17 protein-coding genes are annotated in these 24,967 nt (G+C 69.0%); 2 read left to right on the top strand and 15 right to left on the bottom strand.

What is annotated here, in order from left to right; all coding sequences use genetic code 11:
• Window positions 1-4 precede the first annotated feature (4 nt).
• The 3 genes from ACLHIH_RS07310 to ACLHIH_RS07320 form a co-directional block, all read right to left on the bottom strand.
• On the bottom strand, window positions 5-2,188 hold the full coding sequence (locus tag ACLHIH_RS07310; protein WP_411316045.1) for an ATP-dependent DNA helicase RecG: 2,184 nt from the start codon (window positions 2,186-2,188) through the stop codon (window positions 5-7).
• Between the two features lie 70 nt (window positions 2,189-2,258).
• A complete protein-coding gene (locus ACLHIH_RS07315) occupies window positions 2,259-3,296 on the bottom strand; it encodes a magnesium and cobalt transport protein CorA (protein ID WP_411316046.1) in 1,038 nt (345 codons plus the stop codon).
• A gap of 9 nt (window positions 3,297-3,305) precedes the next feature.
• Window positions 3,306-5,018, bottom strand: a complete 1,713-nt coding sequence (locus tag ACLHIH_RS07320; RefSeq protein ID WP_411316047.1) for an acyl-CoA dehydrogenase family protein — start codon at window positions 5,016-5,018, stop codon at window positions 3,306-3,308.
• Window positions 5,019-5,142: 124 nt separating this feature from the next.
• On the opposite strand from ACLHIH_RS07320, the gene rsmD reads away from it, so the two are divergent.
• On the top strand, window positions 5,143-5,727 hold the full coding sequence (gene rsmD, locus ACLHIH_RS07325) for a 16S rRNA (guanine(966)-N(2))-methyltransferase RsmD (protein ID WP_411316048.1): 585 nt from the start codon (window positions 5,143-5,145) through the stop codon (window positions 5,725-5,727).
• A 13-nt stretch (window positions 5,728-5,740) separates the two neighbouring features.
• Here the strand turns inward: rsmD and thiL are convergent, their stop codons facing one another.
• Entirely contained in the window at window positions 5,741-6,766 is a 1,026-nt protein-coding gene (gene thiL, locus ACLHIH_RS07330) for a thiamine-phosphate kinase (protein WP_411316049.1), read from the bottom strand.
• A gap of 24 nt (window positions 6,767-6,790) precedes the next feature.
• On the opposite strand from thiL, the gene ACLHIH_RS07335 reads away from it, so the two are divergent.
• Complete coding sequence (locus tag ACLHIH_RS07335; RefSeq protein ID WP_411316050.1) at window positions 6,791-7,333, top strand: DUF3515 family protein; 543 nt, start codon at window positions 6,791-6,793, stop codon at window positions 7,331-7,333.
• Between the two features lie 16 nt (window positions 7,334-7,349).
• On the opposite strand, the gene ACLHIH_RS07340 is transcribed toward ACLHIH_RS07335, so the two are convergent.
• The 11 genes from ACLHIH_RS07340 to ACLHIH_RS07390 all read right to left on the bottom strand — a co-directional run bounded on the left by ACLHIH_RS07340 (window position 7,350) and on the right by ACLHIH_RS07390 (window position 24,859).
• Window positions 7,350-8,453, bottom strand: a complete 1,104-nt coding sequence (locus tag ACLHIH_RS07340; protein WP_411316051.1) for a D-alanine--D-alanine ligase family protein — start codon at window positions 8,451-8,453, stop codon at window positions 7,350-7,352.
• Complete coding sequence (locus ACLHIH_RS07345; RefSeq protein WP_411316052.1) at window positions 8,454-9,491, bottom strand: NAD(P)H-dependent glycerol-3-phosphate dehydrogenase; 1,038 nt, start codon at window positions 9,489-9,491, stop codon at window positions 8,454-8,456.
• A 2-nt stretch (window positions 9,492-9,493) separates the two neighbouring features.
• Window positions 9,494-10,231 carry a lysophospholipid acyltransferase family protein gene (locus ACLHIH_RS07350; RefSeq protein WP_411316053.1) on the bottom strand — a complete coding sequence of 246 codons (738 nt, stop codon included), beginning with the start codon at window positions 10,229-10,231 and terminating at the stop codon, window positions 9,494-9,496.
• A 6-nt stretch (window positions 10,232-10,237) separates the two neighbouring features.
• The gene (gene murA / locus ACLHIH_RS07355; RefSeq protein ID WP_411316054.1) at window positions 10,238-11,605 is read right to left on the bottom strand and encodes a UDP-N-acetylglucosamine 1-carboxyvinyltransferase; all 1,368 of its coding nucleotides are present in this window, start codon (window positions 11,603-11,605) and stop codon (window positions 10,238-10,240) included.
• A gap of 34 nt (window positions 11,606-11,639) precedes the next feature.
• Window positions 11,640-12,236 (bottom strand): 3-isopropylmalate dehydratase small subunit, encoded by a 597-nt coding sequence (leuD, locus tag ACLHIH_RS07360; RefSeq protein WP_411316055.1) that lies wholly within the window; start codon window positions 12,234-12,236, stop codon window positions 11,640-11,642.
• Window positions 12,236-13,663 carry a 3-isopropylmalate dehydratase large subunit gene (gene leuC / locus ACLHIH_RS07365; protein WP_411316056.1) on the bottom strand — a complete coding sequence of 476 codons (1,428 nt, stop codon included), beginning with the start codon at window positions 13,661-13,663 and terminating at the stop codon, window positions 12,236-12,238. Before leuC ends, leuD begins: the two co-directional genes overlap by 1 nt.
• A 103-nt stretch (window positions 13,664-13,766) precedes the next feature.
• Complete coding sequence (locus tag ACLHIH_RS07370; RefSeq protein ID WP_411316057.1) at window positions 13,767-14,534, bottom strand: FHA domain-containing protein; 768 nt, start codon at window positions 14,532-14,534, stop codon at window positions 13,767-13,769.
• 46 nt (window positions 14,535-14,580) lie between these two features.
• Window positions 14,581-16,935 carry a transglutaminaseTgpA domain-containing protein gene (locus ACLHIH_RS07375; protein WP_411316058.1) on the bottom strand — a complete coding sequence of 785 codons (2,355 nt, stop codon included), beginning with the start codon at window positions 16,933-16,935 and terminating at the stop codon, window positions 14,581-14,583.
• Window positions 16,932-18,221 (bottom strand): DUF58 domain-containing protein, encoded by a 1,290-nt coding sequence (locus ACLHIH_RS07380; protein ID WP_411316059.1) that lies wholly within the window; start codon window positions 18,219-18,221, stop codon window positions 16,932-16,934. Before ACLHIH_RS07380 ends, ACLHIH_RS07375 begins: the two co-directional genes overlap by 4 nt.
• Window positions 18,218-19,186, bottom strand: a complete 969-nt coding sequence (locus ACLHIH_RS07385) for an AAA family ATPase (protein WP_411316060.1) — start codon at window positions 19,184-19,186, stop codon at window positions 18,218-18,220. Before ACLHIH_RS07385 ends, ACLHIH_RS07380 begins: the two co-directional genes overlap by 4 nt.
• Window positions 19,187-19,237: 51 nt before the next feature.
• On the bottom strand, window positions 19,238-24,859 hold the full coding sequence (locus ACLHIH_RS07390; RefSeq protein ID WP_411316061.1) for an Ig-like domain-containing protein: 5,622 nt from the start codon (window positions 24,857-24,859) through the stop codon (window positions 19,238-19,240).
• Window positions 24,860-24,967: the final 108 nt, after the last annotated feature.

Below are 24,967 nucleotides of genomic sequence, written 5' to 3' on the forward strand. Positions count from 1 at the left end.
CGCGTCAGTTCTTGGCGAGGAAGTCGCGGCTCGACTCGTCGAGGCGGCGCTCGAGAGCCTCCCGGAGCGCCTCGTGAGACTCGAGCTCGGGGTCGGCGTCGAGCACGAACCCCGCCGCCTCCCGAGCCTCCAGAATCAGGTCGCCGTCGGTCACGACGCGCAACAACCGCAGCGATGAGCGCCCCCCGGCCTGGTTGCGACCGAGCACGTCACCCTCGCGCCGCAACTCGAGGTCTTTCTGGGCGAGCTCGAAACCGTCGAGGGTCGACGCGACAGCCTCGACACGCTCGCGCGCGAGCGACTCGGCCTCGGCGTGGGTCACGAGGAGGCACAGCCCGGGCACCCCGCCGCGCCCGACCCGGCCACGCAACTGGTGCAGTTGCGACACCCCGAACCGGTCGGCGTCGAGCACGACCATGACCGACGCGTTCGGCACGTCGACACCGACCTCGATCACCGTCGTCGCAACGAGCACGTCGATGTCGCCCGCGGCGAAGGCGCGCATGACCTGATCTTTGAGCTCGCCCGGCATGCGGCCGTGCAGCTCCTCGACGCGTCGGCCCGCGAACTCGGGTCTCGCGCGGATGCTCGCGAGCACGTCGGTCACGTTGGCGCGCGCGACGGGCGCTTCACCCGCATCCGCGGCATCCCGCACCTCGGCGGCGTCGGGCTCGTCGCCGACCTCGACGACCGTGCTGTCGATCGCGGGGCACACGACGAACGCCTGCCGCCCGAGCGCGAGCTCCTCCGAGATGCGCTGCCAGATGCGCGACCCCCACGCGGGTTTCTCGGCGAGGGGCACGACGAACGACTCGATCGGCACGCGGCCCGCCGGCAGCTCGGCGATCGTCGAGACGTCGAGGTCGCCGAACACGGTCATCGCGACGGTGCGGGGAATCGGGGTCGCCGTGAGCACGAGCACGTGGGGCGGCGTGTGCCCCTTCTGTCGCAGCGATTCCCGTTGTTCGACACCGAAGCGGTGCTGCTCGTCGACGACGACGAGACCGAGGTCGAAGAACTCGACGCTCTCGCTCATGAGCGCGTGGGTACCGACGACGATGCTCGCGTGCCCGCTCACCGCCGCGAGGGTCGCTTTGCGGCGATCGGCGAGAGGCATCTGCCCCGTGATGAGGGTCGGTCGCACTCGCGCGGCCAGCTCCGGCCCGAGAACGCGCGCGATCGAGCGCACGTGCTGCGCTGCGAGCACCTCGGTGGGGGCGAGGAGCGCCGACTGCCCGCCAGACTCGGCGACCGCGAGCATCGCGCGCACCGCCACGAGGGTCTTGCCCGAGCCGACCTCGCCCTGCACGAGGCGGTTCATCGGGGCGTCCGAGGCGAGGTCGGCCGTGATCTCTCTCCCGACGAACTTCTGGTCGCCCGTGAGCTCGAACGGGAGGTCAGCGTCGAACCGCTCGAGCATCCCGCCCGCCCCGGCGACGCGCGTCGTCGCGGTGCGCGAGCGCAACCTCGCGCGCTGCTGCAGAAGGGCCGCTTGCAAGACGAACGCCTCCTGAAACCTCAGGGCGTCGCGCGCGGTTCGCCAGTCCGAGTCCTTCTCGGGCCGGTGGATGAGGTCGATCGCGCGCGAGAACGACATGAGCTGCCGCTCGCTCCGCACCGACTCGGGAACCGGGTCGGCGAGCGCCGGAAGCGTGTCGAGCACGACCCCGATCGCTTTCTGCACTTGCCACGACGCGACACTCGCCGTCGCCGGGTAGATCGGGATCGGCTGCTGCGCCCACTTCGACACCGACGCCTCACCGCGCCCCAGCTCGACGTCGAAGAGTTCGTAGTCCGGATGATTGAGCCCGCGCGTTCCGCGGTAGTCGGTGACCTTGCCCGCGAAGATGCCCCGACTGCCCGGCCGGAGCTCTTTCGAACGCCACGACTGATTGAAGAACGTGAGGGTGAGGATGCCGCTGCCGTCGCTGATCTTGACCTCGAGGATCGACCCCCGACGCGCGCGCATCGGGCGCTCGCGCACCTCGAGCACCTCGGCCACGATCGTGACGTTCTCATCGAGGGGCAGCTCGGCGAGGGCCGTGAGCTCACCGCGGCGCGCGTAGCGGCGCGGGTAGTGCGAGAGCAGGTCGCCGACCGTCGAGACACCGAACGCCTTCGCGAATGCCGACGCCGTGCGCCCCCCGAGCGCGCCGCTCAGGCGCGCGTCGAGAGGCGAATCCGGCATGCTCCGATCGTAGGCGAGGGGTGTGACTGCGGCCGCGCTCGCGGCGCGCTCCTGCCCGGCTCGCGCGGGCTCAGATCCAGCCGCGCTTGCGGAACACGACGAAGAGCGTTCCGCTCGCCGCCACCATGAGACCGAGCGCGAAGGGGTAGCCGAACTGCCACGAGAGCTCGGGCATGTTCGCGAAGTTCATGCCGTACACCGAGCCGATGAGCGACGGCGCGAAGAGGATCGCCGCCCACCCCGAGATCTTGCGGGCCTCCTCCGCTTGCCGGTTGCTCGCGACACCGACGCGCTGCATCTCGTCGTTCTGACGCTGCGCCACGAGAGTGGCGTTGACGGTGAGCATGTCGCGCAGCACCTCACGGAACTCGGCGATGCGCTCGGTGACCGCGACGACGTGGTCGTCGACATCCCTCAGGTAGGCCCGCAGCCTCGGGTCGATGTCCGACTCGTCGAAGGCGTCGGTGATCGACCTGAGGATGCCGCTGAGCGGCTTCGCGGCGAGCTGGAAGTCGATGACCTCGCGCGAGAGCTCGTAGATGCGTCGAGACACCGCGGGGTCGCCGTCGAACACTTGCGACTCGATCTCGTCGATGTCGTTCTCGAGGCCGTCGACGACCGGGGAATAGCCGTCGACGAGGGCGTCGAGGATGCCGTAGAGAACCGCTTCCGGCCCGAGGGCGAGCAGCTCCGGGTCGTCTTCGAGCCGCGTGCGCACGATCGAGAGGTCGGGTTTCTCGGCGTGACGCACCGTGACGACGTATCCCTTGCCCACGAAGATGTGGAGCTCGCCGAACTCGACGCGTTCCTCGGCGTCGAGGTAGCGCGCCGCGCGGAGCACGAGGAACACGCTCTCGCCGTAGCGCTCCATCTTGGGCCGCTGGTGCGCGAGCACGGCGTCTTCGACGGCGAGCTCGTGGAGATCGAATCGCTCCGCGAGTTCGGCGAGCTCGGCCGCGTCGGGGCGGTAGAGACCGATCCACGCCATCGAGTCGGGGTGCGCCTCGAGTTCCGCGAAGGTCGCGGCGAGATCGGTGGGCGCAGCGGCACGCTTCCCGTTCGCATAGATGACGTTGGCGACGACGCTCGAGCGCGATTCGGCAGACATGCGAGAACGCTACAACTCGAAGCGGTACCCCTTCGACGCCCGCACGTTCGACCCGATGACGCGCGTGTACCTGTCGTCGTTCTTCTCGAGTGACCTGAGCTGTCTCGCGACCTCGCGCTGGCTGCTCTTGAGGAAGTTGATGGCGACCGTCTTCTCCGCGGCCGACTCGTCGAGCCCGTCGCGGGCGATCGTCGCCGACGCCCGCCCGATCACGGCCACTTGCGAGTAGATCCCGGATGCCACGGCCGTGAGCCTCTTCTGCAGGAGCTGCTTCTCCTGCACCTTCTTGCCGTGTTTGCGCAGGGCGGCTTCGGCGGCGTCTCGAAGCCGCACGGTCTGCTCGCTCACCGCGGAGCTGTGCCGCGCGAACGCCGCGTGGGGCCCGGCGAGCCTTCCCGGGCGGATCACGCGGTTGATGCGACCGGACACGTATGGCGCGAGCACGCCGATCGCTTTGCCGGGGTCGCTGATGCTGAGCGACCGCACGTCGGGGAGGTCTTCGCTGAGCGCCTTGATGCCGTTGAGTGCCACGAACGCGCGCATGACGTCGTTCGCCCCCTCGAAGATCGGAAAGATCCGGAAGTCGCGCAGAGCCTTCGCGAGAGGGTGGTCGTCCATGTAGGCCGTGCCGCCGTGCACTTGCACGGCCTTGTTGAGGCCGTACCAGCCGGTGTCGCTCGCGACGATCTTGGTCATCGCCGATTCGAGCGAGTAGTCGGCGACGCCGAGGTCGACGAGGCCCGTCGTGAGGTACGACATCGACTCGAGGCCGTAGATCTGCGTCGTCATCCACGCCGTCTTCTCTTCGACGAGCTCGAAGTCGATGATCGCGCGATCGAACTGGCGGCGCGATGTCGCGTGCTCGAGGGTCAGGTCGAGGAAGCGCTTCATGCCTCCCGCGATCGAGGTCCCCATCGACATTCGCCCGTTGTTGAGGGTGTTCATCGCGATGCGGAAGCCGTCGCCCGGCTCCCCGAGGAGGTTCTCGGCCGGCACGCGCACGTCGTTGAAGTGCACGCGCTGCAGGCGATTGGCTTTGAGCCCGAGGGTCTCGAAGCGCGGGCCGGTGCTGAGCCCCTCCGAGCCCTTCTCGACGACGAGGGCCACGTGGCCGAGCTCGGATCGGGCGAAGACCGTGAGCACGTCTTGATCGCCGTTGCCGATCCAGCGCTTCTCGCCGTTGAGGATCCACGAGCCGTCGGACTGGCGTTCGGCCCACGTCTCGAGGTTGTAGGCATCCGACCCGACGTTCGGTTCGGTGAGCACGAACGCGGCGAGCTTGCGACCGGCGGCGAGATCGGGAAGCCAGCGGGCCTTCTGGTCGTCGGTGCCGAACAGGTGGATGGGTTTCGTGCCGATCGACTGGTGCACGCCCATGACCACGGCGAGCGCGCCGTCCATGCGCCCGAACTCCTCCATGACGCGGCAGTAGCCCGACTGGCTGAGCCCCTGGCCGCCGTACTGCTTGTCGACGAAGAGGCCGAGGAGGCCGCGCTCGCCGAGGTCGCGGATGGTGTCGTCTCCGACCCAGCGTTCGCGCTCGGCCTTCTGCGGGTCGTAGACGTTCTCGAGGTAGTCGCGCGCCGAGGTCACGAGCGCCGAGACGGTGCGCCGTTCCTCCTCGGCCATCGTCGGATACGGCAGAACGAGGTCTGACGCGAGATGCCCGAGGAAGAGTGATTTGGTGAACGAGGGTTTGGTGGATCGGTCGACACTGGCCATGACGCCAGTGTCGAACATCCACCCGTTTCGACCGAACGGGTTGTCGTTTGTCTACAGTCTCGGCGCCGGGGAGCGCGCCCCGGGTGCGGTCGTTCCGCCAAAGCCGCCGGTAACGTGGATGCTCATGACGCGCATCATCGCCGGCTTCGCCGGCTCCATCGCCATCCGCGTGCCCGATGCGGGCACCCGCCCGACGAGTGATCGGGTGCGCGAGGCGATCTTCTCGGCGCTCGAGTCGCGCGACGCTCTCGACGGCGCGCGAGTGCTCGACCTCTTCGCCGGGTCGGGCGCGCTCGGGCTCGAGGCGGCGAGCCGCGGAGCCCGGTCGGTCACTCTCGTGGAGAAGAACGGCAAGGCCGCGGCGGTATGCCGCAGCAACGCGAAAGCGGTGCTCGCGGGGGCTCCGTCGCCGGCCCCGCTCGTCGAGGTGCGGGCGACGAGCGTGGAGGGGTTCTTGGCGGCCGCAGCGGGGGCCGCGTGGGACCTCGTCTTCCTCGATCCGCCGTACGACCTGAGTGACGACGACCTCGCACGCACGCTCGAGGCTCTCGCGCCGCAGCTCACGAGCGACGCGATCGTGCTCGTCGAGCGCAGTTCGCGAACATCCGAACCCCGCTGGCCCGCCGCCCTGCGGCTCGATCGGCGCAAAGACTACGGCGACACGACGCTGTGGTGGGCGGGGCCGACTCGGCCCGCCGTTGAGGACTAGCCGGCGCGCAGGACTAGCCCGCCGCGCCGTCCCAGCCCGCGTAGGGGTCCCAGCCCGACCGCGCCGGCGTCGCACCGTCGACCGTGACTCGCGGCCCGTGTTCGGCCTGCGCTTCGACGACCGTTCCGATGCGGCGGAACCCCCCGGGGAGGGCTGCGCCGTCGGGGAAGGTCGCGAGGAGCGAGTGGTCTTCGCCGCCCGCGATCGCCGCGTCGGGGTCGTCGCCGAGCAGCGCCGACTCGAGGTCGATGCCGACACCGCTCGCGCGCGCGATGCGGGCCGCGTCGAGGGCGAGGCCGTCGCTCACGTCGAGCATCGCGGTGACCCCCGATTCGGCCGCGAGAGGGCCGTCGGCGATCGGCGGCGTCGGGGCGAGATGGGCAGCGAGCAGATCGGGATGCTCGCGGCGCAGCTCTGCGGTCGCCGCGGCATCCGGCTCCCCCGCCGCATCCACCCCGCGGGTGAAGAGCAGCTCGAGTCCGCGCAGGGAGCGCCCGAGTGCCCCCGAGACCGCGACGGTGTCGCCGACCCTCGCACCCGAGCGCAGCACCGGGTCGCGGCCCTCGAGGTCGCCGAACGCCGTGACCGCGATCGTGAGGGTCGCCGACACCGAGAGGTCGCCCCCCACGACCCCGCACCCGGGCGCGAGGCTCTCGCAGCCCTCCCGCAGTCCGTCGGCGATCAGCTCGAGGGTCGAAACCGGGGTGTTCGAGGGAGCGGCGATCGCCACGACGAGCGCCGTGGGCACGGCGCCCATGGCGGCGACATCCGCGAGGTTGGAGGCCGCCGCTTTGAGTCCGAGCTCGACGGGGGTCGACCACGCGAGCCGGAAGTCGGGGCCGTGCACCATGAGATCGGTCGTCACGACGAAACGGCCGTCGGGTGCCGCGACGACGGCGGCGTCGTCTCCCGGGCCGATGAGAGCGGATGCCGCCCCCGGCAGCCGAGGGAAGATGCGCTCGAGCACCGCCCCCTCACCGACGCTGCCGAGGGTGTCTGCGTTGCTTGCGCCGTCAGCGGGGGTCTCAGGTGGCGTCATGCGCTCAACGCTAACCTGGTCACGATGAACTCGACGGGCACACGCACGGGCACACGCTCGCGCACGCGAGCGGTGACGACTGCCGCTCGCATCCTCGTGACCCTCGGCCTCGCGGGCGTCGCCCTCACGGGGTGCACGGCGACGGTCCCGATGGAGGCCGCTCCCGAGGCGACCGACCCGCTGTGCGCCGAGATCACGGTGCGGTTGCCCGACACGATCGGCGAACTCGAGAAGCGCCAGACGGATGCCCAGGCCACGGGTGCCTGGGGGGAACCCGCCGTCGTGCTGCTCACGTGCGGTGTCGCGGTGCCCGGTCCGTCGGAGCAGCGCTGCGTCACGATCGACGGTGTCGACTGGCTCGTCGACGACTCCGACGACGCCTTCGGCCGCTTCACGACCTACGGTCGCGACCCCGCCGTGCAAGTGATCGTCGACTCCGAGTTCGCCGAGGCCACCGCGCTCAACGAGCTCGCGACCGCTGTCGGCGTCAACCCCGTCGACCGCGAGTGCACTGTCGCCCAGGACTTCACGACGGGCGACAGCGAAGTGCTGACGCCCGCACCCTAGGGCGGGGCAGGGCTCGCTAGCGGGCGGTCTCGAGGCCGAGCGTGATGAGCTCGTCGAGCAGTTCGGGGTAGCTCATGCCCGACGCCATCCAGCACTTCGGGAACATCGAGATCGGCGTGAAACCCGGCATCGTGTTGAGCTCGTTGATGACGAAACCGTCTGCCGTGAGAAAGAAGTCGACGCGCGCGAGACCGGACCCGTCGATGGCGACGAAGGCGTGCGCTGCGAGGTCTTGCATCTCGGCGAGCTGCTCGGGGGCGAGGTCGGCGGGGCACTCGAGTCTCGCGGCGTCCGCGTCGAGGTACTTCGACTCGAAGTCGTAGAAGACGCCCGACGGGGTGATGATCTCCCCGGCGACAGACACGCGAGGGGCACCACCGTCGCGCCCCGCGAGCACCGCGCACTCGACCTCGCGGCCGACGATCGCGGTCTCGACGAGAACCTTGGTGTCTTCGCGCAGAGCCGTGTCGATGGCCTCGGTGAGGCTCGCGGCATCCGTCGCCTTCGAGACGCCGACACTCGACCCCGCGCGCGCGGGCTTGACGAAGAGCGGGTAGAGCGAGCCGTTCGAGGCGAGAGCGTCGATCGCGGTGAGCTCACGGTCGGGGTCGCGCCGCCACGCCGACTCGGTCACGGTCACCCACGGCGCCACGGCGATACCGGATGCCTGCAGCACCGTCTTGGTGAAGTGCTTGTCCATGCCCACCGACGACGCGAGCACGCCCGCGCCGACGTACGGCAGCCCGAGCAGCTCGAGCAAGCCCTGAACGGTGCCGTCCTCACCGAAACGGCCGTGCAGGATCGGGAACACGACGTCGACATCGCCGAGCGAACGCGTGACGCCCTCCTCGGTCACGGTGAGCTCTCGCGACACCGCGGATTCGGGCCAGTGCACGCGTGACCCGGTGTCGATGACCGACGACAGTTCGCCGGTCATCGCGAAACGGTCGGGGTCGTCGCTCTCGAGCACGAACGCCCCGTCGCGCGTGATGCCGACGGGGATCACGCGACACTTCGAGCGGTCGATCGCCGAGAGAACACCGCCGGCGGTCGCGCAACTGACCGAGTGCTCACTCGACCGGCCGCCGAACAGAACGACGACCGTGAGTTGTGCTGGCACCTAGGACTCCGTCTGCGGTTCGTCGCTGTCAGTGGTGAGATGGGGCGCGATGTCGCGCGGGTTCATCGTACCGGCGAGCACCCCGGCCACCTGCTCGACGATGGGCATGTCGACACCCTTGGCGCGAGCGAGCTCGAGCACGGGCGCGACCGACGAGAGGCCCTCGGCCGTCTGGTTCATCTGCGTCACGACGTCGTCGAACGCGTAGCCCTGCCCGAGCAGACGGCCCGCGGTGTTGTTGCGCGAGAGGGGCGAACCGCACGTCGCGATGAGGTCGCCGAGCCCTGCGAGCCCCGACAGGGTCTCGGGGCGCGCACCGAACGCGACGGCGAACTCCGTCATCTCCACGAGGCCTCGCGTGATGATCGAGGCCTTCGTGTTCTCTCCGTGCCCGACGCCGTCGACGATACCGATCGCGACGGCGATGAGGTTCTTGAGCACTCCCCCGAACTCGGTGCCGATGACATCCGTGTTCACGAAAGAGCGGAAGTAGGGGTTGGTCGCGGCGACGGCCACGGTCGTCGCCGTCGCCATGCTCACCGACGACACGACGGCCGCGGTCGGCTGCTGCTTGGCGATCTCGAGGGCGAGGTTGGGTCCGGATGCCACGGCCACGCGCTCGGGGTCGATGCCGAGCTCCTCGTGGATGACCTCGCTCATGCGGAGGCCCGACCCCTTCTCGACGCCCTTCATGAGGCTCACGACGATAGCGTCTGCGGGGATGAGCTCTTTCACGATCGCGAGGTTGCCACGGAGAGACTGGCTCGGAACCGAGATGAACACGATCTCCGCGCCGTCGAGCACGTCGGGCAAGCGCGAACTCGACCACAGGTTGCGCGGGAGGTTGATGCCGGGGAGGTACTCGCTGTTGCGCTTGCTCTGCGAGATCTCGCGAGCCAGCTCGGCCCGCCGCGCCCACAGGGCGACGTCGCCTCCCCCGTCGGCGAGCACCTTGCTGAAGGTCGTGCCCCAGCTGCCCGCGCCGAGGACGGCGATCCTCGTCGCTCCGGGGATGGGCAGGCGGATCGGCATGGTCATGCTCAAAAGCGACCGGTCTCTTTCTGGTTGTTCTTCGACGGGTCCCACCGCGTCGCGGGGGCCTTCTCGTCTCGGAGGTCTTCGAGCAGGGCGGTGATCGCATCCATGACGAGCGACGTCGCGGCGGTCACCGTCGCGCCGTCGAGGGGTTTGTCGCGGAAGGCGGAGAGGTCGACGGGGTCGCCGAACTTGATGTCGATGGTCTTGCGCGGAAAGACGCTGATGCGCTTGGCGTAGCGCGGCATGACCTTCTGCGTTCCCCAGTGAGCCACGGGGATGATGGGGATGCCCGACTGCAGCGCCATGCGCACGGCCCCCGCCTTGCCGCGCATGGGCCAGAGGTCGGGGTCGCGCGTGAGCGACCCCTCGGGGTAGATGACGACGGCGAGCCCCTTGTCGACGATCTTGCGTGCTGCGACGAGGGGGTCGCTCCCACGAACGGCGCCCGTCCGCTCGACCGGGATCTGGTCGGAGGCGCGCAGAAGGGTGCCGATGACGGGGTACTTGAAGAGGTCGGCTTTCGCGAGGTAGCGCGGCATCCTCCCGAGTTTCCACATCGCGACCCCCACGACGACGGGGTCGATCTCGCTGTAGTGGTTGGGTGCGAGAACGAACGCTCCGTCTTTCGGGAGCTTGTCGCCGTCGTGGAGGCGATACCGCGCGAGCACGTGCATCACGGGGAGCAGGAGGAACGCCAGGAACCGGAAGATCGGGGTCTTCTCGGACGCGCGTTTCGTCACGCCGGATCAGCCTTCGTAGACGAAATCGGCCCCGAGCGCCTCGAGCTTGTCGATGATGTGCTCGTAGCCGCGGCTGATGATGCCCATGTTGCTGATGACCGATCGACCTTCGGCGCTCAACGCCGCGATGAGGTGACTGAACCCTCCGCGCAGGTCGGGAACGTAGATCGCGGCGCCGTGCAGCTTCGTCGGTCCCGTGATGACGGCGGCCTGCTCGAAATCGCGGCGAGCGACGCGACGCGGGTGGTCGGGCAGTCCGGTCTTGTGCACGACGATGTTGGCGCCCATCTCGTTGAGCGCGTCGGTGAAGCCGAAACGGTTCTCGTAGACCGTCTCGTGCACGATCGATTCGCCGTGAGCGTGCGTGAGCGCGACGATGAGCGGCTGCTGCCAGTCGGTCATGAACCCGGGGTGTACGTCGGTCTCGATCGTCACGGGCTTGAGGTTGCCTCCGGGGTGCCAGAAGCGGATGCCGTCGTCTTGCACGTCGAACGCGCCGCCGACCTTGCGGAAGACGTTGAGGAAGGTCATGAGCTCCGACTGGCGGGCACCCTTGACGAGGATGTCTCCCCCGGTCACGAGTGCGGCCGACGCCCAGCTCGCGACCTCGTTGCGGTCGAAGAGCGCGCGGTGCTTGTAGCCGTCGAGGCTCTCGACACCCTCGATGAGGATGACGCGGTTGGGCTCGACCGAAATGATCGCGCCCATCTTCTGAAGGATGGCGATGAGATCCATGATCTCCGGCTCGATGGCCGCGTTCTTGAGCTCGGTCGTGCCCTCGGCGAGCACAGCCGTGAGCAGCACTTGTTCGGTCGCCCCGACGCTCGGGTACGGCAGCTCGATGTCGGCACCCTTGAGGCCGTTCGGAGCGGTGAGGTTGATGCCCTCGTAAGTCTTGTCGACGATCGCGCCGAACTTGCGCAGCGCGTCGAGATGGAAGTCGATGGGGCGGTCGCCGATGCGGCAACCACCGAGGTCGGGGATGCGCGCGTGACCGAGGCGGTGCAGGAGGGGTCCGCAGAAGAGGATCGGGATGCGGCTCGCTCCCGCGTGCGCGTCGATCTCGGCGAAATCGGCCGTCTCGACCTTGCTCGTGTCGAACCGCAGCTCTCCGCGCGCCTCGCTCGTGACCTTGACCCCGTAGACCTCGAGGAGTCCGCGCACGACCTGCACGTCGCTGATGTCGGGAACATCGCGCAGAACACTCGGGGTCTGCCCGAGGAGTGCCGCGACCATCGCCTTGGTCGCGAGGTTCTTCGCCCCGCGCACCTCGATGGTTCCCCTGAGGGGTTTACCGCCGTCGATGATGATCGAGTCGGACGTCATTCCCACGCGCTGACCCGCCTTTTGGGCGTCTGTGACGAGAGAGTTCATTGAGTTCACCTGCACTGATTTCTGATCGGTCGATCTACTTTACGGGCAGAGTGCGCGGTCGCCAGGATGCCCGGCGCCCCTCGAACTCTGTGATCTGCGCTTCGTCACGCAGGGTGAGACTGATGTCGTCGAGGCCCTCGAGAAGACGCCAGCGGGTGTAGTCGTCGACCTCGATCGCCACGGTGCGCTCGCCGATCGTCGCGGTCCGCGCCTCGAGGTCGACGGTCGCCTCGATGCCGGGGTTCGAGCGGATGAGTGCCCAGAACTCCTCGGCCTCGGCCTCGGTGATCTGCGCCGCGAGGAGCCCCTGCTTGCCCGCGTTGCCGCGGAAGATGTCGCCGAATCGCGGGCTGAGCACGGCGGCGAACCCGAAGTCGCGCAAGGCCCACACGGCGTGCTCGCGGCTCGAGCCCGTGCCGAAGTCCGGTCCGGCGACGAGCACCCTCGCACCCTGGAATTCGGGTCGGTTGAGCACGAAGTCGGGGTCCTGCCGCCATCCGTAGAAGAGTGCGTCGTCGAAACCCGTCTTGGTGACGCGCTTGAGGAACACGGCGGGGATGATCTGGTCGGTGTCGACGTTCGCGCGCTCGAGCGGCGCGGCGACACCCGTGATGACGGTGACCTTGTCCATCAGATCGCGCCCCTCTCGGCGGCGACCGCGAGGTCGGCGGGGCTCGAGAGCGTTCCGCGCACCGCGGTCGCGGCTGCCACGAGCGGCGACACGAGGTGCGTGCGACCGCCCTTGCCCTGGCGTCCCTCGAAGTTGCGGTTGGAGGTCGACGCGCAGCGCTCGCCGGGAGCGAGCTGGTCGGGGTTCATCCCGAGACACATCGAGCACCCCGCGAATCGCCACTCTGCTCCGAAGTCTTTGACGATCTGGTCTATTCCCTCGGCCTCGGCCTCGATGCGCACGCGCGCCGACCCCGGCACGACCATGACGCGCACGCCGTCGGCTTTCTTCTGCCCCTTGATGATCGAGGCGAAGGCTCGCAGGTCTTCGATCCGGCTGTTGGTGCACGACCCCATGAACACGGCGTCGACGGCGATGTCCTTCATCGGGGTTCCGGCCTTGAGGGCCATGTACTCGAGGGCGCGCTCGGCCGAGGCCCGCTCGTTGTGGTCGACGATCGTCGCGGGGTCGGGAACGCTGTCGTTGAGCGAGACGCCCTGGCCGGGGTTGGTTCCCCACGTCACGAAGGGCTCGAGCTCGTTCGCGTCGAGGAAGACCTCGGCGTCGAACACGGCGTCGTCGTCGGTCGCGAGCGTGTTCCAGTAGGCGACCGCGGCATCCCAGTCGGCACCCTCGGGAGCGTGGGGCCTTCCCTCGAGGTAGTCGTAGGTCGTCTGGTCGGGCGCGACCATCCCCGCGCGGGCGCCCGCCTCGATCGACATGTTGCAGATCGTCATGCGGCCGTCCATCGACAGCGAGCGGATGGCGCTGCCGCGGTATTCGAGCACGTAGCCCTGCCCACCGCCGGTTCCGATCTTCGCAATGACGGCGAGGATGATGTCTTTCGCCGTGACACCGGGGCGCAGCTCACCCTCGACCGTGATCGCCATGGTCTTGAAGGGCTTGAGCGGAAGGGTCTGGGTGGCGAGCACGTGCTCCACCTCGCTCGTGCCGATGCCGAACGCCATCGCTCCGAACGCGCCGTGGGTCGAGGTGTGCGAGTCACCGCACACGACCGTGATGCCCGGCATCGTGAGACCGAGCTGGGGGCCGACGACGTGCACGATGCCCTGCTCGACGTCGCCGAGGGAGTGCAGCCGCACCCCGAACTCGGCCGCGTTGGTGCGGAGGGTCTGGATCTGGGTGCGGCTCGTGAGATCGGCGATCGGTTTGTCGATGTCGAGGGTCGGGGTGTTGTGATCTTCGGTCGCGATCGTGAGATCGGGGCGCCGCACGGGCCTACCCGCCATGCGCAATCCGTCGAACGCCTGCGGGCTCGTGACCTCGTGCACGAGGTGGAGGTCGATGTAGAGGAGGTCGGGTGATCCGTCGTCGCCTTTGACCACGAGGTGGTCGTCCCACACCTTCTCTGCCAGCGTCCTGCCCACTGAAGCGCCCTCTCTCTTCGTGACGTGCTCTCGACCGCGTGTAACACGGGCGTAATCTCGCAAGTCTACGACGCGCACCGCTGCGCGCTCGTTGCGACGGGGGTCAGCCGCGAGAGACGTCGAGAGCGAAGTCGCCGAGTTCGACGCGAGCGCCGTCCGGAATGGCGGTGGTCTGGCCGGGGGTCGCGGCACGCTCGGCGTCGCCGGGAGCGGTGATGTGCACGCCGTTCGTCGAGTCGAGGTCGACGACCAGCAGGTCGGTGCCGTCGAGCACGAAGAGGGCGTGCGTCTTCGACACCGTCTTGGCCGGGTCGACCACGGCGACGAGTCGCGCGCCCGCGGTCGCGAGACCGGCGACGTCGGTCGCCGAGGGGTTGCGCCCCACGAAGACCGCCCGGTCGACGAGGATGCTGTCGCCACCGGGCAGGCGCAAGCGCCACGTGACGGCTGCCGTCTGCCCCGTCTCGACGTCGTGTTGCGCGGCGGGCGCGGGGGTGGCGGGCGGCGCGTCGCGCACGGGCGGCGCAGGAGCTCCGATCGGTGCAGGGGCTCCGATCGGCGCAGGGAAGAACGTGATCCCGCCCGGCGCGGCCGGCGCGGTCGGCCCGCGGGTCGCCGCGGGCTCGGCGATGTCCGGTCTGGCCCGCTGCACGCGGCGTGTTCCCGAGTCGGGATCGGGGATGTCGACGACGCCCGGCGGGAGGCTGATGAAGTCGTCGGGGGCGGGGTCTCCGGCGGAGCCGTCGGTAGCGCTGCGCCCCGGCCCGTCCGAACCGTTCGAACCGTTCTGAGTGGGCGGCGCGGCATCCGCACCCGGGGGCGGCGCGATGAACGGCCGACCCTCGTCCGCGTGCGGATCTGTTGGCGTCATCCCGCGACCTCCCCGCTCAGCGACGAACGCCATGGTAGCCGAGTGGTCACGCGCGACCGCGGCGACGCCGACGGCGGTGCAAGCGATACCTGCTGAGGATGCGGCGGGAGCGCGTGACGGCGCGACGCGCGATCTCGACGGCCGCGATGGCCTCCGACCACACCTCGTCGGTGCTCACCGCATCGAGGTCGGCACCGGAGAACACGGCGCGGTCTGTCGCCGTCGCGAGCGATCGCAGCGGGAGCGGCTCCTCCCCCGGCACCTGGCGTTCGAGGTCGCGCGCGATCATCGGGCGTGTCGATCGGGCGGGCACGGCGTAGCCGAGTTCGGTGTACTGGTCGACGAGTTCGTCCCACGCTCCCGCGGCTCGGGCGTCCCCCGTCGCCGCGTCCCGGCGACGGCGAGCGCGTCGAGCCTTGAGCGCGCCGATGATGAGCGCGGGGATGAGGATGATCGCGGCGGGAATGAGGATGCTGAGCGCGAGCACGACGAGCCACGTCGGAAAGACGAAAGCGTCTTCGTCGTCGGTGTCTTCGTTGTCGAGCTCGACGGGGGTGAGGAGGTCTTCGGGGTCGTTGTCGGCACGCGGCGGTTGACGCACTTGCGGTTGCGGTTCGATCTGCGGCTGCGGGGTCTGGTCTTGCGGGATGTCGGTCTCGTCGGGGGTGGGGTCGTAGGCGACCCACCCGATGTCCTCGAAGGCGACCTCGACCCACGCGCTCACGTCTTCACCGCGCACCTCGGTCACTTGCCCCTCGACGACCTCGGGAGCGAATCCCATGACGACGCGAGCGGGGTAGCCGTAGGTCGACGCCATGAGGGCGAACGCCGAGGCGTACTGCTCTTCGTCTCCGATGAGCTGGTTTCGACTCAAGAGCTCGTCGATGCGATCGGCTCCGTGACCCGCCCGGGAGGGCACGGCGTCGGACGCGAGCCCCCGAGAGAGAAAGCCCTGCTCCGCGAGCCCGAGCCGGATGGCCTCGAGTTGCGCCGCCGGTTCGGTCGCGCTTCCGGCGAGCTCCTGGGCTTTCGCCGTCGTGATGTCGGGGTTGTCGGTGATGGGCGGGAGCGAGATCGCGGCGGGGCTCGCGTCGGCGAGGTCGTCGCCCGAGAGCACGCGCTGCACATCCGCGTCGATCGTGTAGCTGTCGCCCTCGCTCACGCCCGTCGTGAGCACGCTCGTGCCCGTCGCCTCGTTGTAGCGCAGGCTGTCGGTGTCGTCGGCGGCGTCTCCCGCGGTGAACTCGAGATCGGTCGGGTAGCCGACGCTCGGCACCCACACGTCGTCGTAGGCCTCGATCGTCACGGTGACGTTCTCGCGCCGATCCGCGGTGATGAAATCCTGCCGGGGAAGTTCGCGACCGACGAGAGCGAACGACCCCGAACCGGCGGTCTGGAGTTCGGGGCCCGTGACGTTCCAGAGTTTGCCCGTGAAGGTGTCCATCGTCGCGAGACGCAGCCGATCGGCGGGCGCGAGCCCGTCGACGGTGAAGAGCACGTCTTCCTGCATGAGCTTGCTGTACTCACGGAACCCCGCGAGCGGGCTCGGGTACTGCAGGGGGTCGAACGGCGGTTCGATCTCGTCGCGCAGAACAAATCGCTGGTCGTTCGGCGGAGCGAGCACGAGAGCCGATCCGGTGCCGACGACGACGGACGCCGCGACGAGGATGGCGGTGCCCGCGAGTTTGCGGCGCCGGTTGCGCGCCGCGGACTCGGCCGCGAGGGTGCCCTCGCTCGAGCGTCGCCAAGCGAGCCACACGAGGGCGAGCACCGCGAAGGTGACGCCGCGAACGCCCGCTTGGAACGGGGTGTCGGTGCCGAGGAGGACCCCCGCGAGGTAGAGCAGCACGGGCCCGATGAGCATGACCCCGTGACGCCACGCGGCACGCGGGCGCGACGGCAGCCATCGCGCCGCGAGTGTCGTCGCGATGAGGGCCACGAGCCAGGTCGCGACGAAGGGCACGACCGCGATGTACTGCGGCGCACCGATCGGGGTCTGGAGGGTGACGATGTCGGCCCACCCGTAGACCGCGCCGACGGCGAGGGAGGCGAGCGACTGCAGGCTCGGGAAGACTCCCGCGAGCGCCTGGCCGGGAACCGCGAAGGCGCTGCCGAGGAGGAAGTAGCCCGTCACCGCGACGAGGGTCGTCGTGATCACGGGCAGACGGTAGATCGAGGTGAGGATGCCCGTGGCCGCCCCCACGGCGAGACCGCCGATTCCCGCGAGCAGGAACCCGAACCCGCCGAACGGCGGCTCGAACCCGACGACGCCGAGCATCGCGAGGGTGAGCAGAACGGCGATGTCGGCCCACGTGCGGGTCGACGGCATCCGCTTCGGAGTTGCCGGTCGAGGCGCACGCACCGGCTTCGCCTGCGTCTGCTGCGGCGCCGACGCGCTCACGAGGCGACCCTCACGAGCATGCCGAGGTCGCTGAGCCTGCCGACCGTCACGAGGGTGAGCGAGCCGACGGCCGAGATCGACGGCGCGGCCCCCGCCGAGATGCGGAATCCGATCTGCGTCGTGTCCTGCCCGAAGAGGCTCTCGATGCTGCGGAACTCGGCCGTCGACATGAGCGACCCGCCCACGATCATGACGATGCTCGGTGCGGGCAGTCGCTTGGTCTGCTCGCGAGCGAAACTGCGCGTGCTCTCGAAGATCCGTCCCGCGGGTTCGATACGGCTCGAGTGGTCGAGCATCGACGTGACCGAGGGGGTGCGCCACACCCCGCTCTCGCTCACGATGTTCATCTGGGTGCCGTCGCGCAACACTTGAGCGCCGATCGACGCCGTGACTGAGACCGCGAGCTCGAACTCCTCCTCACTCGCGTAGAGGCTCTCGAGACTGTTGTGGATGATGGTGAGCTGCGACCGACGCGTCTCCTCGAACTGGCGCACCATGAGCTGTCCGATGCGCGCCGACGTGCGCCAGTGCACGTATCTGCGATCGTCTCCCGGCACGTAGGGCCGGAGCGCGTGGAACGCGATGTCGCTGTTGGTGATCTTCTTCGACACCTGCCCCTCGAGGTCGCGCACGAGGCCCGACGCCGTGGCCGCGAGGCGCACCGTCGCGGGGTGCACGAAGAGTTCCACGGGTTCGGTCCAGCGCACCGCGCGGCGCATGAGCCCGAGCTGGTCTCCCCGCACCGACTCGGCGGGACCCGCGACGATCACGGCCCGCTTGGTCGTGGGCACGGCGAAGAGCTCCTCGTGTTCCTCACCCGGCGCCATCGCGGGCAGCTGGAACTCCGCGAGGCCCTTGCCGACCGGAAGTTCCATGCGCACGGGAGAGAGCGGTCGCGCACCCGTGTTGGTCACGACCATGCGCCCGAGGGCGCGGTCTCCGACCACGACGCGTCGGGGGTTGAGTTCGATCTCGACGCCGTACGACGAGCGACCGATGAGGAACACGGTCGCGAGCACGAAGGCGGCGAGCAGCACCGAACCGAGGTAGGTGAACTCCTGCCACGCGAAGACGAGGCTCAGTGTCACGGCGACGACGGCGAACGCGAGCACCGTCCAGCCCGCGGGGGTGACGACGCCGAGCACGGGGCCGACCGCGCGCCCCACGACGCGCGCGAGAGCCGCGAGCCGCGGCCCGGTCGCCGCGGCGAGTGCGCGCAGCGGCGCGACGATCGAGAGACCGGCTCGCTGTGCTCGCTCGACAGCGACCTCGTGCGGAGCGGTCACGCGGCGCGGTAGACGGGCGGTTCGATGTCGACGAGGATGCGGCTCACGAGGTCCTCGGCCTTGACACCCGCGAACTCCGACTCGGGGTCGATGATCATGCGGTGGGCGAAGACGGGAACGGCGAGGTCGCGCACGTCGTCGGGTGTGACATACGTGCGCCCGGCGGCGATGGCCCACGTTTTCGCGGCCCTCGCGAGGGCGAGGGCACCTCGCATGCTCACCCCGAGCAGGATGTCTTTGTTGACGCGCGTGGCATCCACGATCTCGCTCAGGTAGGTCATCACCGACTCGTCGACGAAGACCTCCGTCGCGAGAGCCGTCATCGCGACGATCGAATCGGGCTTGATGATTGGCGACACGAGTGAGGCGCGCGCTCGCGACGACGACGACATGAGCAAGGCGACCGTCGTCTTGGTGTCGGGGTAGCCGAGCGAGGTCTTGATGAGAAACCGGTCGAGCTGGGCTTCGGGCAGCTTGTAGGTTCCGGCCTGCTCGACGGGGTTCTGGGTCGCGATGACCATGAAGGGGGCGCCGACCGGGTTGCTCTCGCCGTCGATCGTGACGATGCCCTCCTCCATGACCTCGAGGAGCGCGCTCTGGGTCTTGGGGCTCGCGCGGTTGATCTCGTCGGCGAGCACGATCGACGCGAAGATCGGGCCGGGGTGGAAGGTGAACTTGCCCTTCGACTGGTCGAAGATCTGCACGCCCGTGACGTCGGAGGGCAACAGGTCGGGCGTGAACTGGATGCGCGACGTCGTGCCGTCGAGGGTGTTGGCGAGCGCCTTCGCGAGCACGGTCTTGCCTGTGCCGGGGAAGTCCTCGAGGAGCACGTGACCGTCGGAGACGAGCGCCGTGAGCACGAGCTTGATGACCTCGTCTTTGCCCACGATCGCCTTGTTCACATTGCCGATGAGCTTGCGGAAAGCGTCGGCGAACCAGTCGGCTTGCTCTTGGGTTACGGGCACGGTTTCTCCTGGGTGTGGGCAGAACGGGAGGACGAGGGGGCGGGGCGACGGTCACGGGCCATTGCGACATCCGCTCCCGGTGTTGAGACACGACGAGTTGCCCCACGACTTCGAGGCGTTGGCGACGCCCTCGATCCGCACCGCGAGGGTGTTGTTCGGCCAGCCGCGGAATCCCTGACCCGTGAACTGGTGGCTGCCCGAACTCGCGATGTTCACGCGCTGGCAGCCGCTGATCGCATCGTTGCCCGAGAGGGTGTAGCAGAGGTTGTAGCTTCCGGGCTCGACATCGTTCCACGACATCGCCGGGTAGGCGCAGCTCCAGCTGCCACACTGCTGCTGGCCGACCCTTCCGTCACCGCGGCGCGGTTCGACACTGGGGTTGCGGGCCGGTGGCGGCGGGGCGTCGACTCGCACCGAGGCGGTCTGCGCCGGGCCGTCGCCGCTGTCGTTGAACGGCACGACGGTGATGGTGTGGTTGCCCTGACCCTTGCCGTTGAGGTTCACGGTCGTCGCGGTTCCGGTGCCGCTTCCACCCGTGTTGACCGACCAGCGGTAGCGCAGGCCGTCGCCCGCGGCATCCGCGGTCGCGTTGTTGGGCGGGTTCCACGAGAACGTCAGGTCGGCGTTCGCAGTCGGCCTCGACGCCCTCGCCGAGAGGTTCCGCACGGCGTTGGGGGTGGGCTGCTGCCGCACCTCGGCGGGAGCGGAGGTGCCCGTCTGGCCGTCCCTGCCGCCCGAGTTCCGCGCGTAGACCGAGAGCGTGTATGTGCCGGGACCGAGGCCCGACACGGTCGCCGACGTCGACGTGCCCTGACCCTTCTGCCCCGAGTTGAGCTCCCAGAAGTACGTCGTCGATCCACCGCGGGCGTCGACCGCCGGCCAGCTCCAGGTGATGTTCGCGGGCGACCACTTCGATTGCGTCGTCTTGGTCGGCTCGGGTGTTCCCGGGGTGCCGAAGGGCGTGATCGGGTCGCTCTGGGGCGAGAAACCGCCGCGACCGCGCATGTTCTCGGCGGCGGCGCTGATGCGATACGCCGTGCCGTTCGTGAGCCCGGTGAGCGTGCAGCGTGCCCCCGCCGTGCACGTGGGCGGGTTGCTGATGGCCGGAGTCACGGTGATGTCGTACGACGTGATCGGTTTTCCGTTGGTCGCGGGAGCCTGGAACACCCACGTCGCCGTGCCGTCGGCACCGATCTCGTTGTTCGGCTGGCGCACCGGTTTGGCGACGGCGTCGGGAACGTCGCTCACGACGAGGCTCACAGTGCCGTTGACCTCGCGATCGGGATCGTTCGTCGCGTCAGCGATGCGATAGATGACGACGATCTCCCCCGACTTGAGGTTGGGGTTCGGGGCGATGCGCACGCTGTCTTCGGTGAACGTCACCGATGCCGGCTCACCGCTGTTGTCGACGTTCGCGTCGATCACGCGCAGCGACTGCCCCGTCGATTGGAACGGGTTGGAGTCGTTGGCGAGAACGGGCACGACCGTTGCGCCATCGCCGCGCGCGGCCTCCGCCGAGTCGCTCACGGCGACGGCGAGGGGCCTCGACGACGACACGACCGTGACGTTGACGGTGCCGGGGACCTCGAAGTCGCCCCAGCGCAGGGTCACGCCGAGGGTCGACGCCGTTCCCTTGACGGCGTCGATCGGCGCCGAGAGGGTGAGCGTCGAACCGGCCTGCTCGACCTGCAGACCCTCGCTCGCGCCCGTGATGTCGGAGTAGGTGATCTCCTGCAGGATCTGCGGGTTCGGGTGCCCCGTCGACTCGCGCAGGTCGATCGTCGCCGACTCGCCCGCCTCGACCTCGACCGAGGGCGACGTGAAGGTCGGCTCGACGTCGCGCGACTCGGGGTCGCCGACGATGATGTTGAGCCGCAGCGACGAGACGTTGCCATTGGGGTCGTTGGGGTTCGACCCGTCGGTGACCGTGAAGTTGATCGCAGCGGGGCCCCGGTAGTCGAGCGGCGGGGTGAAGCGGATGGTGTCCTCGTCGACGTAGTTCGAGTCGCCGTTGCTCTGCACCGCGCTCACGCTCGCGGGGTCGGTGATGATCACGTCGCGACCCGACGGCACGAAGACGATCTCCGAGAGATCCCACTCCTTCGTCTCGTTCTGGTCGATGTACTGCACCGGGAGCGACGGGTCGATGATCGGCGGATCGTCGAACTCCTCGCCCGTCGCCGCGGGCACGATGATGAACGCCATCGCGTCGAGGTCTTCGACGTCGTCGGTCACGCGATAGGCGATCGCCTGACGCGTCTCCCCGGGCGTCACCTCGACCCTGCCCCCGTCGAGCACTTCGGCCGACGACGCGTTGGGCCCCTCGAGCGACACGGCGAGGTCGGAGTTGCGCCCCCCGGGGTTGAACACGTTGTCGTAGATGTCGACCGAGATCGACTGCTCGCCCGCGATGTCCGCGGTGTCGATGATGATGTCGTCGGCGCTCGGCGGGAGGATCGGGGCATCCGGAGTCACTTGTACTTGCACGTAGCTCACCGACGAACCGCCGAGGTTGTTGGTCAGTTCGTACCGGAACGAGAACGACATCTCCTCGTCCGGCGCCTCGATGATGACCGTCTGGCTGCGCTCGACCTCGACCGGGATGTCGTCGGGCACGTCGATGAGCTCGTCTTCGACCTTGATCGCCGCCCCCTGCGGGTCGGAGTCGTTGGCGGTGACATCCACCTGGGCGACCCTGCCGGGACGCACCGCGACGCTGTCGGGAACGGCGTTCGGCGGAAGACTCTCGGTCGGCTCGGGGATGACGGCGATCTTGACCGTCGCGATGCCCGTGGCCCCGAACGCGTCGTAGACCTCGTAGCTGAACTCGTCGGTGCCCGCGAGCCCGCCGACAGCCTCGTAGACGAAGTAGTCGATGCCGTCGTCGACGATCGTGCCGAGCGTGGGGTTGACCGGGAAGCCGAGCAGTTGCGCGGAGTCGCCGTCGGGGTCGATGCCGTCGAGCGGGATCTCCACGCGGATCGACCCGCCCGAGAGCACCCGCGCGGTGAGGGGCTCGGGAACGGGTTCCTGGTTCGCGTCTTCGTCGACCGGCGTGACGGTGAAGAGCACGTTCGCGGCGGAGGTCTCCCCGTAGGGGTCGACGACCGAGTAGTCGACGCTGTACTGCCCGGGCTCGTCCGGAGCCTGGAAACGCACGGTGTTCGCGTTGACGAATGCGAGCCCCTCGGCGGGCTCGCTCACGAGTTCCTCCTCGACCGACATTGTGACGTCGTCGGGGTGGTAGTCGTTCTCGAGCACGTCGACCGTGACGATGTCGCCCTCGCGCACCGTCGCGGTGTCGTCATTCGCGATCGGGGGCTGATGCTTCGTGAGGGGAGGCACGGGCACGACCGTGACCCCCGCCGTCGCCGTGTTGGCGCCGTCGGAGATCGTGTAACTGAACGACACCTGCTCGGTGAGCGCTTGGGGCGAGGTCACGCGGATGAGGGTGCTCTCGAGCAACTCGACGACGAGCCCGCGCGCGAGGAGGTCGTCGTCGACGTCGAGGGATTGCACGGCGAGCACGCGACCCGACGGACTCGTGTCGTTCGACAGCACGGACACGATCGTCGGCGCATCCCCGCGCAGATAGGCGGTGTCTTTCACGGCGATCGGCGGTCGTTCGTCGTCGATCTTGTCTGTCACGTCGACGCGGATGATGCTCTCGCTCGACATCCCGCCCGCGCTCACCATGTAGGTCACGTAGTAGATGCCCGCGGTCGGAGCGCTGAACGTCACCGTGCCCTGATCGGCGTTGAGCGACGCGGTGGCTCCCCGGCCGGGCTCGGCGATGCTCGAGAGCGAGAGCTGAGCGCCCGAGGGCGAGAGGTCGTTGTCGAGGGGCTCGACCACGACGGGCTCACCCGTGAAGGTCTCGGCGAAGTCGGGAGTGCCGATGGGGCTGAGCGATCCCGTCGCTTGGACGTCGACGGTGAGGACTCCCTCGACGGGATCCCCGATGCCGTCGCTCACCTGCACGGTGACCTCTTTGACGCCGATCTCCGACGTGCGGTGCGAGAAGGTCACGTAGCCGTCGGGAGTGAACTGCACGAGGTCGCCCGACCGCGGGCTCGCGCCGACGAGGTAGAGGTCGTCGCCGTCGGGGTCGAGCCAGTCGTTCAGCACGTTGTAGGTGATCTGCTGGTTCGCCTCGGCCGTCGTCGCCGAGAGCCGCTGCGATTCGGGTAGCTCGTTGATCTCGGGCGGTCGCACGTTGACGGTCACGCGAGCACTGTCGGTGCCCCCGCGCCCGTCGTCCACGGTGTAGCTGAAGGCGAAATTGCCGACGAAGTCTTCCGACGGCGTGAACTGGAGCGCCCGGCCTCCGTCGATCGGGTCGAGCTTGCCTGTCGACGACGCGATGTCGTCGAAGCGCGAGATGACGAGGATGTCGCCGTCGGGGTCGGTGTCGTTGTCGAGAACGGGGAGGATCGTGGTCTTCTCGGGGCGCACGCCGAACTCGTCGTCGGTGGCCGTGGGCGGCCGGTTGTTCTCGGTGCGCTCGGCGAGGGTGTCGGAGAGCGACTGGGTCGCCGACTTCTCGTCACCCTCGACGCCGTCGGCCTCCTCGGGGGGCGTGACGTCTTCCCAGTTGTCGACGAGACGCATGTTGTCGTCGACGAGCCACGTGTTGCCGTTGGTGAGGTTGTTGAGCGCGATGACAGAGCGGTTGACACGGAATTCGAGGGTGTTCCCCGCCGTGGGCTCCGTGATCTCCTGCGCTTGACCCTCGGCACCCTCGCACGCGAGGAGGTAGCGCTGCGCCCCCGCCCACGCGCCGTGCGCGCACCCGTCGAGGAACACGGGGGCCGAGGCATCCTCGGGCGAGGTGAGGGGCGTCTCGATGGATGCCGCGTGCTCGACGGTCTCGCCCGACCCGAGATCGACCTCGAGCAGGGCGTCGCCGGACGCGACGTAGACGGCCTCGTTCGCGGGGCCGGCCTGCTGGATGCGCAAGCCGTCGTGCTCGAGCTCGAACACCGTTCCGTCTTCTTTGACGACCGTGCTCGTCGTCGTGTCGAGCGCGACCGCTTCGTCTCCGACGGCGGTGAGCTCGAACGCGCCGATCTCGGGAAACTCCGTCTCGACGATCTCGGCCCCGAGCGACTCGATGCGGTAGGCCGCGCCCTCCTCGGGCGAGACGGCGATGACCGCTCCCGCCTTCGTGACGACCGCATGGCCACCGTCTCCGAGGCGCACGAGGGGGTCGGTCTGCGCGTAGTTGAAGACGAGGTCGCCGACCGAGCCGGTCATCCACAGGTCGCCCTCGGGCGAGACGATCGCGAGCACGTCGCCGCCGTAGTCGACCTCCGAACCCACGGGAACGTCGATGGACGAGGTGACCTCGGTCGTCGAGGGGCTCACCGACTCGACGCGACCCCCGACGGGATCGACCATGAAGAGGGTGTCTCCGTTTTGCAGGACGTCGAACTCCGAGCTCGATGCCACGACCGAGGCGTTGAGTTCTTCGATCTGACGGTTGAGTCGCCCACCCTGCAGCTGCTCACCGTTGGTGACCCAGACGTCGCGCGCCGTGAGGTCGACGTCGGTCACCGGGAATCCCGGGTGCAGGGCGGCGATCGTGAGCGGCACCCCGGCGACGAGAGCGACGACGAGCGTCGAGGCGACAGCCTTCTTCCGCTTCGTGATCCACGTCGTCAGCGCGCTCAAGCGCGTACCCCCAGAAGCCCCAGAATGAATTCGCCGGCCGCGATGCACACCCCCGCGGGCCGGTCGGTGACCAAGCTAACAGAACGGCGGCGCGGAGCGTGGCCCCCG

The sequence above is a fragment of the Marisediminicola sp. LYQ134 genome (assembly GCF_046599635.1).
Lineage (GTDB): Bacteria > Actinomycetota > Actinomycetes > Actinomycetales > Microbacteriaceae > Marisediminicola.

Bases quoted from the DNA above. Each gene is read 5' to 3' on its own strand.
- ACLHIH_RS07310 (WP_411316045.1), bottom strand. From the start codon at position 2,188: ATGCCGGATTCGCCTCTCGACGCGCGCCTGAGCGGCGCGCTCGGGGGG.
- ACLHIH_RS07315 (WP_411316046.1), bottom strand. From the start codon at position 3,296: ATGTCTGCCGAATCGCGCTCGAGCGTCGTCGCCAACGTCATCTATGCG.
- ACLHIH_RS07320 (WP_411316047.1), bottom strand. From the start codon at position 5,018: ATGGCCAGTGTCGACCGATCCACCAAACCCTCGTTCACCAAATCACTC.
- rsmD (WP_411316048.1), top strand. From the start codon at position 5,143: ATGACGCGCATCATCGCCGGCTTCGCCGGCTCCATCGCCATCCGCGTG.
- thiL (WP_411316049.1), bottom strand. From the start codon at position 6,766: ATGACGCCACCTGAGACCCCCGCTGACGGCGCAAGCAACGCAGACACC.
- ACLHIH_RS07335 (WP_411316050.1), top strand. From the start codon at position 6,791: ATGAACTCGACGGGCACACGCACGGGCACACGCTCGCGCACGCGAGCG.
- ACLHIH_RS07345 (WP_411316052.1), bottom strand. From the start codon at position 9,491: ATGACCATGCCGATCCGCCTGCCCATCCCCGGAGCGACGAGGATCGCC.
- murA (WP_411316054.1), bottom strand. From the start codon at position 11,605: ATGAACTCTCTCGTCACAGACGCCCAAAAGGCGGGTCAGCGCGTGGGA.
- leuD (WP_411316055.1), bottom strand. From the start codon at position 12,236: ATGGACAAGGTCACCGTCATCACGGGTGTCGCCGCGCCGCTCGAGCGC.
- ACLHIH_RS07370 (WP_411316057.1), bottom strand. From the start codon at position 14,534: ATGACGCCAACAGATCCGCACGCGGACGAGGGTCGGCCGTTCATCGCG.